This window comes from Sinorhizobium terangae (assembly GCF_009601505.1).
GTDB lineage: Bacteria > Pseudomonadota > Alphaproteobacteria > Rhizobiales > Rhizobiaceae > Sinorhizobium > Sinorhizobium terangae.
The window spans coordinates 1-10,777 of sequence record NZ_WITC01000076.1; the positions used below are offsets into that span (position 1 = coordinate 1).

Consider the following 10,777-nt stretch of genomic DNA (forward strand, 5'->3'; position numbering starts at 1 on the left):
CTTTTCCGCTCGCCGCCTGTTGATGGGCGCGCACGATGGTGCTGTCGAGCATCAGATATTGGTTGTCGTGGTCGGCGGTCAGTTCTGCGAACACCCGCTCCCACACGCCGGCATGGCACCAACGGCTGAAACGGCGATGCACGGTCTTCCACTTGCCATAACGTTCTGGCAGGTCGCGCCAGTGTGCCCCGGAGCGCAACACCCACAAACAGCCGTTGACGAACAGCCGGTTATCGCCGCCCGTCCGGCCAGGGTCACCAGCCTTGCCCGGCAACTACGCCGCTATCCGCGCCCACTGCCCCTCGCTCAGTTCGTATCGCTTGATCCCCATCTCCCCGCTCCGCTTGCAAAATGCGGAACCCTATGAATCACAGCAAAGGACCGATGGGAATCCTGAATGTCGATTGCACCTAGAGTTCTTCCGGCTCACATCAGGTGGCATCCTGCAATCGGCATCCAGGTCTGTTCGTGGTGGCTTACGCTATTCCTTATCTAGCGCCACCACCCGCAGAGCAAGCGTACGTACCTTCCGTACAAGTTCGCTACGGTTGATCGGCTTGGCTCCGAACAAGGCGTCATCCACCGCCCCATGAAGCCCCGAGAACAAAAACGTGGCGGTGAAATGGGGGTCATCTATCGACCAGGCGCCCTCGGATGAACCGGCGCGAAGCAACTCTCCTAACGGTGTCACGAGGGTTTTATGCCTATTCCAGTCGACCGGTCGCTGGTGGGCGTGGAATAAGATTTCGGCGAGAGCTCCAGCGTCGAGTAAGCCAGTGACGCCTGTCTTCGCCCAAGCAGCAATCTTTCCCTTCCAATCGCGCGCCGGCCTCTCTTCAATGCTACTCCGTAACATAGCTGCGTATTGGATGGTGAAGCGGTCGGACAATGCCGCCAGCACGGCCTCCTTCGAAGAAAAGTACAGATAAAAGGTCCCCTTCGCCACATCGGCTGCCGAGGTGATCTGCTCGATGGTGGTCGCGGCCAGCCCATTCTCAAGAAAAAGCCTTTGTGCGGCATTCATGAGATCGTCCCGGCGTTCCTTCGGAGGCTTGGTTCGCGGCCTTGTCGGCGACCTTTGTGGCATATGGCGAAATATCCCCGCATTGACTGAATCGCAGTCACTGACCGCAACGTCTTTTTTAAGCTAAAGACAGGCCTTATGCTACCAGATTGCGGTTGGTTTTGATGTCTCCCTTTCCGGGAGTATGCAGACGTGAAGGCTGCGAGCACTCAAGCACCAAGCTGTGGCGGCTCACTGGCCTTGCCGTAGGGCAGGAGTTCACAAAGCGGGAGAACGACGCCCTCAGCCACGAGGACGCGGGTATGCCAGTTGGCGGGATCAACCTGTCGGATCAATTCGCGGCAACGGCCGCAGGGAGGGAAGATGGTTCCGTGACAGCTTACGGCGACGATCCCGGCGATCCGTGTTTCGCGGTGCTTCAGCATGTCCGCAATTGCTGCATGCTCTGCGCAAAATCCAAGGCTGGAGCTAGTGTCGATGCATAGTCCAGTATAAACAGCGCCGGTGTGCGACACTAACGCAGAGCCAACCCCGCCAGCTTTACAATCCTCTGAACACGGCATTTCATCGGCAACCGCCCCGGCGGCAACCGTGAGTGCTCGAAAATCTATCTCTATTTCTGTCATTGTATCCCATCTCCCGCGGTTGCAAGCCAGGCCGGTCTTGGAACGGATGAAGGCGTCCGGATCATCCGGGCGACGAACGCCGTGATGCGCCGTTCTGTTTCCACCTCAATTGCAAGACCGTCGCGTCTCCAGCGCCATGACCCGCATTACACGCATCTTCCGAACGAGCCGCTACGGTTGATCGGCTCGGCTCCGAACAAGGCAGTATCCACCGCTCCATGAAGCCCCGAAAACATGGCGGCGAAATGGGGTCATCTATCCACCAGGCACCTTCGGATGACCCGGCGCGAAGCAACTCCTTTAACCGAGCCACCAAGGTAGTATGCTTCATCCAGTCCACCGGCTGCTGATGGGTGTGAAACAAGATTCCGCGAGAGGGCCCGCGTGCCCGTAACGCCTGACTACTCCCAAGCAGCAATCTTGCCCTTCCAATCGCCACACCGGTCCCGCGGCAAATAGAGGGCCGCTTCGATAGAGGCTTGACACATGACCGCACCCGATCCTACGTTCGAACCGTCCGAAAAGCCCTTGTATCGCCCGGGATATCCACACATGCCTGGTCTTTCGGTGGTCCGAACAAGCGCTCAGGTTTGGGCGAAACGCCCATAGCCGTTCGACTGACCATTGGTGCTCATCAGCAGGACCTCATCGAGCTCTCCATCGGTGAAGCGCCGAGCGAACATCCTTTCATATGCGCTCTTCATTCGCCCACGCATCGATTTGTCCATACGCTCCGGATAGAAAAGCTCGGCCATCCAGGTATGGACGAGGGGATCCTCAGGCCCGAGAGAGCCCCAGCTATGACTGCCAATCGGCAAGACATAGACACGACGGGCTCGAGCGGCCTTGGTCACGCTCAGTATCGGATCGGCATAGATGCGCTCAAGGCTGGCGCCCTCCGAATTGAAAACGAACACCACATCGGGATTCCAATTGGCGATCTGCTCGGAGCTGACCGCGCTGAAGTCCGGGAGGGCGGACGCGACATTGATGCCGCCGGCCCGGTAGAGGTGATACGAGTAGGTACCATGGCCATCACCGCCAGACGCTGAGAGGGCCGATCCGGTAACGGTCACAATGAGTGCGCGCGTCCGCCACTCTTGCGGAATTGCATGCAAGGCGCCGCTGAGATGCGTCCGGACCTGATCACCGAGTTTGCGCAGATAGTTTGAGCGCGAATTGTCCCCTATCATGTCGCCCAGCATCTTCGCAAAAGCGTACAGCGTTTCCTCCGCACTACCGGGAAGCGCGCGATAGCTCGCGACCGTAAGACCGGCGTTGCGAAGCGGCGTCGCCGTCGCCTCGCCATAGTCGCCCCAGTGAATGACGATGTCCGGATTGAGCCTCGCGATCCGCTCGACATTCGCAGTGTAGCTGCCGGTCACGACATCGCTCGGGATCTGCAACACCTCGGGAAAGATGCGGCTTATGAAGCTTTTCTCCAACATTGGGCGGGTGAATGGATGAATGCCCGCCAGACGCGAAGGCGAGCCATGGACAGCGATGGCCAACGCGGCCGCCGATCCCACGGTGTCTACTATTCGTTCCGCTGGCCTATCGAGGATGATTTCATGACCGGTGAGATCATTGAATCTAATCTCGCCACTTGTGGATGCTCCATCAGACCGCTCATCGCACCCGACAAGCCAGGGGCCGACGGACGACAGGCAAAGCCCTCTACACAAGGCGGAAACGAAGTTACGTCTGCTATAGTCAGTATGCATGGTTGCGGTCTCCCCGGCAGCAGCCGGCGGGCAATACGGGCTTGGGCGAGTCGAGCAGAGGTACGATGGCGTCAGCGTTGCCTGACATGGGCACACGCCGAATGGGCACACCGTAAAGCTCCTCGAGATTCGGCTCAGACAAAATCTTGGCGGACTGGCTACGAATGATCCGTCCGGACGGCATCATCATCATTGTCTCGTCCGCAAGATGTAATGCGTGCTGCGGAAGATGCGTGCTGAACACAATCGTGTAGGCTCCGTCACTCTGTAGTTCCCTCAGAATTCCCAGCAGCCGGCTTTGGTTGGCCAAATCAAGGGCTGAAGCCGGTTCATCGAGAACGATGGTGCAAGCGCCGGTCGAAAGCGCGCGCGCCAGCATGATAAGCTGGCGCTCACCACCGGAGGTGCGATTATAAGGACGCTCGCTCAGATCCTCGAGACCAACGGTGCTCAATGCCTGGTGCGCGGCACGATAGTCCTCGCCGGACGGTGAGCCGAACACGCCAAGCTGCCGCGCTCTACCCATCACGACCATATCCAAAACAGTGTAACGGACTGGCTCGCCGGTTGCCTGGGGCACATACCCTATCAGGCTCGGCGCGTTCCTGTTCCCTTCGCTAAGGGGAATCAACCCGACGATCGACCGAATGAGCGTCGTCTTGCCGCGACCGTTCGGACCGAGCAGCGCCAAGGTCGTTCCAGAAGCAACGGAAAGATCCAACCCGCGGAAGATCCAGCGCGCGCCGAACCGCACACCAGCGTTTGCAAATCGAATCATGCCGGTTCACCGCCGCGGACCATCCGCCCGAGCAACACAGCGATGATGGGCGCCCCGATGATCGCCGTCAGAATACCCAACGGCAGTTCCGCGGCCGTGAGGCTGCGAGCACAGGTGTCGATCAGACTGAGGTAGATCGCACCGAGCAGACACGAGGTGGGCAAAACATCGCGATTATCGTGCCCCACCAACAGACGCGCCGCGTGCGGGACGATGATGCCGACCCAGCCCACGATGCCAGCCACCGCGACGGCAGCGCCGACTGTCAGCGATGCGGCGGCACATACCAACCATCGATCGCGCTCTACCGGAATGCCAAGTGATCCGGCTTCTTCCTCCCCCAGTGAGAGGACATTGATACGAAACCGCATCGCCCAAAGCACAAGCGTTCCAGCGACGATTGCCGGAGCGGCGATGAGCAAACGATCCCACGATGAGGTGGCAAAGCTGCCCATCAGCCAGAAGACGATCGCAGGCAGGGAATTCTGCGGGTCGGAGAAAAGCTGAACCGCTGAAACAAGCGCAGTGAAGAACGCGCCGACAATCACGCCCGCAAGAATCGTGGTCGTGATGTCGGATCTTCCGCCAGCGCGCGCGATCGCGCCGACGATGAGCAATGCCAGCATGCCCGAAATGAAGGCTGCTCCGATCAGGACGAAGCCGGACGCGCCCAGCAATATGGCGATTGCGCCGCCGAAACCTGCCCCCGAGGAAACCCCGAGGAGCTCAGGCGAGGCAAGCGGATTACGAAATACTCCCTGCAGCGCCGCGCCGCACATTGCGAGCCCTGCGCCACATAATGCCGCCAGGAGCACTCGCGGCCCTCGCAAGAGGGTGACGATCCGCTCGTCCATGATCGTCCAGTCGGACGTGGACAAGCCGAGCGGGCTTGTCACGATGCCCCATACTGTTGTCGGCGTCACTGAGTATTGGCCCAGGCAGACGCCGAGGAGCAGCGACCCTGTCAGCACCAGTCCCAGGACGGCATAGATCAGTCTCCGAGAGCCAAAGAGAGACCAAGATGCGGGCGGTTGAGTTTCTAAGCGCAGACTTTCCATTCCGGACCCTCAGAACTTGAACGCCGCCCCGACGCCGATCGTACGACCGACTCCGGGCCGCACGATATTCCCGCTGGTGACCATTTCGCGACCGCGCTTGTTTGATGTTTCGGTCACGCGTGCCCCCGTGGTTGACTGCCGTCAGATGTAAGCGGATTGAGAAGCTGCTTTGCTGGCCCCGTCGCGGCGATGCGCCAGCCGCGAGTCTGCTCGTACTGGCGGTAGAGCGCGCCAAAGGCGCCGCCGCTCTGGCGAAGCTGCTCTGGTGAACCGATCTCGGCCACGGCGCCATCGCGCAGCGCAATTACCAGATCGGCACGGTCCAACGTCGCGGGACGATGGGCGATCACGACCACCGTGCGCCGGCGATCCGACGCGAGCTGGGCGATGGCCTGGCTGATGGCCGCTTCATTTTCCGGATCGAGAGCGGAACTCGCTTCATCGATCAGCACGATGCGGGCGCGCTTCAGGAACGCGCGTGCGATCGAAACACGTTGCCGTTCGCCGCCGGAAAGCTGCGCTCCGCCCTCACCGACACGGGTTGCCCATCCTTCCGGCAGTCGGTGGATGACCTCGTCGAGGCGCGCGGCCTTGGCGGCAGCCGCCAACTCCTCGCTGGTCGCGTCGGGCTTTGCCAGGCGCAGGTTCTGCTCGATCGTGTCATCGAAGAGGAAGACGTCCTGGAAGATGATCGCGACGTCGTTCATCAAGGTGGCCTGGTCGATTGCTCTGACGTCGATGCCCCCGACGCGGACGGCGCCCTCTGCGACGTCGAAGAAGCGCGCGATCAGACGAATGACCGTTGTTTTGCCCGACCCAGATGGACCGACGAGCGCAGTCATTGTTCCGGGCAGGCAGCGGAAAGAGACCTCGCGCAAAGCCGGCTTGTCGGAATAAGCGAAGCTCACATCGGCGAATTCGATCTCGGCGGTCGCGATCTGGCGTGCGGCGTCCTCGGCCTGCAGCAATGGAGGCGTCGAAAGGATCGACTGCAGACGCGCGACAGCATTGTCCATGGCGCGCAGAGCGCCGACGAGTTCGATCAACGTCCCCAAGGGTTCAAGGAACCGAACCGCCAGCACGAGAAGAGCTACGGTCTCCGCAATGGGGACTTCTCCGTCGAACAACAGCTTCGCGCCGAGGCAGAGGACCGCGACGAAACCGGCCATGACGACACCGGTGAACGTGAGGTCGGGGACCAATGAGCGCCCAAGCCCCCGGCGGTAGGTCGCGCGATGCTCGTCCAGGGCAGCGCGCATGCGAACGCTTCCCGCGCTCTGTCCTGCGGCACGCAGCACCGGCTGTGCCTGTCCCAACTCGATCGCGCGCCCTGCAATCTCCGTGACTGCCGCTTCGAGTTCGATTTCGGTTGCTGCCGCGACGCGGCTCGAACGCCGAAGCGCCAGGAACGAAAGAGGTGCGATAGCCGCAAACAGTAACGCCATTCGCCAGTCGACGAACGATGTGAGGGCAAAAATGGTCGCCGGTACGAGCGTAGAGGTGATCGCAGGTGCGCCGACCGTCACTGTCAGGGTGGCAGCATGGCTACAATCGGCGGTAATAGCACGTGCGAGCCGCGCTTTGCGATCCCCCGTAAACCAACCCAAGGGCAACGTGGTGACGTGGCTCATGAGGTGATGCCGGAGCTGCGCGGCGAGCTCCATGCTGGCCGCAAAGCTCAAAGGCGTCGCGATGACGTTCAGAACCCAGTAGAGGGCGAGGCCAACGGCGCCCGCGAGCAGCCAAGGCATTGCCTCAGCAAAATCAGGCCTCGGCTGAAGCAATGCACGCAGTATCGGGACCAGGCACCCCAACAGAAGTCCCTGCAAGACAGCCTGAATGGCCGTCAGCGCGACGAGACGGATCAGCAGCTTCGGGTGCGGCCAAAGTCTGTAAAGATTGCCGATCATTGCTGTGCTCCTGAGTGTTGGGCAGCCCACAGGCGCGCGTAGAGCCCGCCCTTGCCGAGGAGCGCCTCGTGCGTCCCCCGTTCGATCACGCGTCCATGGTCGAGAACCAGGATCTGGTCGGCGCCCATGACCGTGTGAAGACGATGCGCGATGACGATTACGGTCTTTCCGCGCGTCAACTCGGCCAACGCTTCCTGGACCGCGACCTCGCTGTCCGGGTCCAGGGAGGCCGTCGCCTCGTCGAGCACGACGATCGGCGCGCGGGAGAGAATGGCACGCGCAATGGTCAGGCGCTGCCGCTCGCCTCCGGAAAGGCCCGTGCCTTGCGCTCCCAGTAGTGTGTCGAAGCCCTGCGGCAATCGCTCGATGACGTCCTCGATCCGCGCCGCCCGAGCGGCCGCGCGGACTTCCTTATCACTAGCGTTCGGGCGGCCGATCCGGATATTTTCCGTGACGGTGTCACGCAGGAGCACGATGTCCTGGAATACGAGCGACATCGAAGACAGCAACGTCGCCGCATCCATCGAGCGCAGGTCAACGCCGCCGATCCGGATTGCTCCGCCCGTTACATCGTAAAAGCGGGGCAGCAGGCTCGCGATCGTCGTCTTGCCCGCACCGGAAGGACCGACGATCGCCGTGACCGTCCCGGGCTCGCAGATCGCCGAAAACTCCGCGATGGCATCGGCTTTCCCATCATACGAGAAACGAACTTCGTCAAACTCGATGTGGTGGCCATGCGGGCGGAGCGGTTCGTCAGCTTCCGGCAATGGCGCACGGGACAGCAGGCTCTCGATGTGAGCAGCAGAGACGCGCCCCTTGCGCAACCCTTGCGAGCCTTGGACCGCGGGGGTGATTGAGGTCGGCAGGCCAATGCCGACGATCAGGAATGGAAGAAGCGAGCTTGTGTTCAGGTGGCCGGCGGCAATGAGGGGAAGGCCCACGATCATCACCGCGCCGAGGACCGTCATTTCCGATGCGAGAAGCCGCGAAGCAGCCGAGCTGAACCGCGTCTCCAACACCCAGTCGCGCATCGCAAGCTTGTATTCGAGGACCGCTTCGGCAAACCGATCGAGCACCTTGCCGCTGGTGCCGAACGCCTTCACGACGCTGATCCCGTCGGCATATTCGACGCTTGCCGCGCTGATCTTCTCTTCCGCGGCAATCAGGCGGAGTATATGGTGGGTCATCGACCGCATCGCGATGCGATAGAAGACGCACATCGAGGCCAGCACCGCGGCCGTTACGACCGTCATGCGCCAGTCAACGAAGGCGAGGTATCCAAGACCTGCAATGATCGCGACCGACGCGCCGATCATTTCTCCGAGCGCATGTGCGATAAGCTGATGCATCTCTTCGAGATCATCGGTCATTGCCTTTTTGACAGCGCCCGATCCTCGAGCGCGAAACCAGCCCAGGGGCAATTGACCGAGATGCCGGATGAGCCTGCTGCGGATGTGGTGCAGCATTTCGGCGTCGGCATAGTGCCCGATCCGCGAGGACAGAAAGACAAGCACCAGGCGGAGTGCTGCGCCTGCAGCACCTATTCCCACCGATGCCCATGCGACGTTTGCAACCGACGCGGGACTATTCGGCGGAAGAACGGCGCGAGCCAATTCCGCCACAGCGATATACGGCACGAGCCCGGCGCCGGCCGCAGCCGCGGACAGTGCCGCACAAATGAAGAGATGACGGTGAACCGGCCTCAGCAGCCGTGCAAGCGGCGCCAATCCCGGAAGCCGCGGCTTCTCTGACGCCTGGCGGCCCGCTGAAAGCGAGCTTTCCTCGATCTGAACAGAGCCCATTCCTTATTTGCCTTCTGCGCGCATGTCCCCTCTCTCCAGCCGCGCACATCCATCGATGTTGACAGGCTCCGCGATCAGCGGAGCGGTGCACAATCAGAGAGCGAAATCCGAAAACATGAGTTTGCCATTCATCTTCACCTGCATAATTCAATGACCATTGGTCAGTCAAGTGGCTGCCGGTCAGTCATTTGCTTTACCTATGCGCGAAGTTCCATCATGCGGTGACTTTATGCAGACCGCGAAGGCGGCCCTGCTCCCGCCAACGACAGCCCTGACGCCCAATATAAGACTGGGCGATATTGGTCTGTCTGCGCACGAGCCTGGAACTGGGTTCAACCCGTTGTTCGGGTGGCGTCCAAGTCTTCGCCACCCTTCATTGAAGCTGCCAACGCGCTGCACCTATCTAAGGCCTATGATCTTGCGCCTAGAGGGCTGGGAACCTTCCCGATCCGTATTCCCCCGTCGGTATCTCCGGGTGATGATAGCCTAGGAATAGTAGGAGATTGGCTGAACGAGCCTGTGTAGCAGACCCGACAAAACCGGACAGAAAGTGTCGCATGCCGTACCTCGAAATGCACGCACCTTTTGGAAAGGGGTCGAAGCCCTGGATTGCGAGCCTCGCGGGCTCACCCTCGACCGCGACCGTAGCCGCCTTCTTGAACGTGAAGCGGCGGCGCAGGAATTCCGTTAGGGGGAGAAACTCCGCTGGTGGTATGATGGTCGGCGCTCCGCCGCCGAAATGCACGTCGTCCGCGGACGCGCCTGCTCCAACCGGATTTCCTCATATGGCACCGCCCTCTACGCGACGCATTCGCACCACGGTCCTCGAAACGCCTGACTAGCGCATCCACTCCGTGGATGCGGGCGATCCAAAGAATCAATTTCTCCAGTCTGTTGCATACTATTAGAAAGCGCTGATCTAGCCAAATTAAGTGTATCGCGGCTCGTCGATGCTCAGCACGAATTTCGACCAGCAGGTGATGCGCACCGGAGAAATCATTGCCTGGCTAAGACGATACGGGAGCTACTGATGTGGCCTTGCTCAGGTGCCGCGCTTTGAGTGCGCCGCGACGGGCATGGAAGGAGCGGGGAGAGGGACATGTGCGGTATCGTTGGCATTGTGGGTAATCAGCCGGTATCGGAGCGGTTGGTCGATGCGCTGAAGCGGCTGGAATATCGTGGTTATGATTCGGCCGGCGTCGCAACCATCGACGGAGGCCGGTTGAGGCGCCGCCGTGCCGAGGGGAAGCTGTTCAACCTTGAGGCGAAGTTGAAAGAGGAGCCCCTGGCCGGCAGCATCGGCATTGCCCACACGCGTTGGGCGACGCATGGCGCGCCGACGGAGCGCAACGCACATCCCCATTTCACCGATGGTGTTGCGGTAGTCCACAACGGCATTATCGAGAACTTCGCCGAACTGAAGGATGAACTTGCTGCGTCGAGTGTCGAGTTCCGCACTGATACCGATACGGAAGTCGTGGCACATCTTCCGATGCCATCGATTTCGCCAAGGTGCCGAGCCTCGCGCTTTCGGCTTGCGGCACCGCCTATCTCGCCGGGCTGATCGGCAAGTACTGGTTCGAGCGTTATGCCCGGCTGCCGGTCGAAATCGATGTCGCTTCAGAGTTCCGCTATCGCGAGATCCCGCTCTCGCCGCAATCGGCCGCTCTCTTCATTTCGCAGTCTGGCGAAACGGCCGATGCGCTGGCATCGCTCCGGTACTGCAAGGAACACGGCCTGAAGATCGGCGCCGTCGTCAATACCCGCGAATCGACGATCGCGCGGGAGTCCGACGCCGTCTTCCCGATCCTCGCCGGTCCGGAGATCGGCGTCGCATCGACCAAGGCCTTCACCT

At 61.0% G+C, this 10,777-nt stretch carries 8 protein-coding genes and 1 pseudogene; 1 reads left to right on the forward strand and 8 read right to left on the reverse strand.

The window, feature by feature from the left end:
- The 8 genes from GHK62_RS18935 to GHK62_RS18970 all read right to left on the reverse strand — a co-directional run.
- Nucleotides 1-274, reverse strand: a 274-nt coding sequence (locus GHK62_RS18935; RefSeq protein ID WP_234886962.1) for an IS5 family transposase, incomplete at its 3' end; no start/stop codon positions are given.
- A gap of 207 nt (nucleotides 275-481) precedes the next feature.
- Nucleotides 482-1,024 carry a TetR/AcrR family transcriptional regulator gene (locus GHK62_RS18940; RefSeq protein ID WP_167528299.1) on the reverse strand — a complete coding sequence of 181 codons (543 nt, stop codon included), beginning with the start codon at nucleotides 1,022-1,024 and terminating at the stop codon, nucleotides 482-484.
- A gap of 209 nt (nucleotides 1,025-1,233) precedes the next feature.
- Entirely contained in the window at nucleotides 1,234-1,650 is a 417-nt protein-coding gene (locus tag GHK62_RS18945; protein WP_202982048.1) for a cytidine deaminase family protein, read from the reverse strand.
- Nucleotides 1,651-2,234: 584 nt separating this feature from the next.
- Nucleotides 2,235-3,161, reverse strand: a complete 927-nt coding sequence (locus tag GHK62_RS18950; RefSeq protein ID WP_167528300.1) for an ABC transporter substrate-binding protein — start codon at nucleotides 3,159-3,161, stop codon at nucleotides 2,235-2,237.
- 202 nt (nucleotides 3,162-3,363) lie between these two features.
- The gene (locus tag GHK62_RS18955; protein WP_153440675.1) at nucleotides 3,364-4,152 is read right to left on the reverse strand and encodes an ABC transporter ATP-binding protein; all 789 of its coding nucleotides are present in this window, start codon (nucleotides 4,150-4,152) and stop codon (nucleotides 3,364-3,366) included.
- Entirely contained in the window at nucleotides 4,149-5,210 is a 1,062-nt protein-coding gene (locus tag GHK62_RS18960; protein WP_153440676.1) for a FecCD family ABC transporter permease, read from the reverse strand. The genes GHK62_RS18955 and GHK62_RS18960 overlap by 4 nt, the downstream gene beginning before the upstream one ends.
- A gap of 113 nt (nucleotides 5,211-5,323) precedes the next feature.
- Nucleotides 5,324-7,120 (reverse strand): ABC transporter ATP-binding protein, encoded by a 1,797-nt coding sequence (locus tag GHK62_RS18965; RefSeq protein WP_153440677.1) that lies wholly within the window; start codon nucleotides 7,118-7,120, stop codon nucleotides 5,324-5,326.
- A complete protein-coding gene (locus tag GHK62_RS18970) occupies nucleotides 7,117-8,922 on the reverse strand; it encodes an ABC transporter ATP-binding protein (RefSeq protein ID WP_153440678.1) in 1,806 nt (601 codons plus the stop codon). Before GHK62_RS18970 ends, GHK62_RS18965 begins: the two co-directional genes overlap by 4 nt.
- A 1,099-nt stretch (nucleotides 8,923-10,021) precedes the next feature.
- Between GHK62_RS18970 and GHK62_RS18975 the strand changes: the two are divergent.
- Nucleotides 10,022-10,777: pseudogene (locus GHK62_RS18975) on the forward strand (SIS domain-containing protein); the annotation flags it as partial.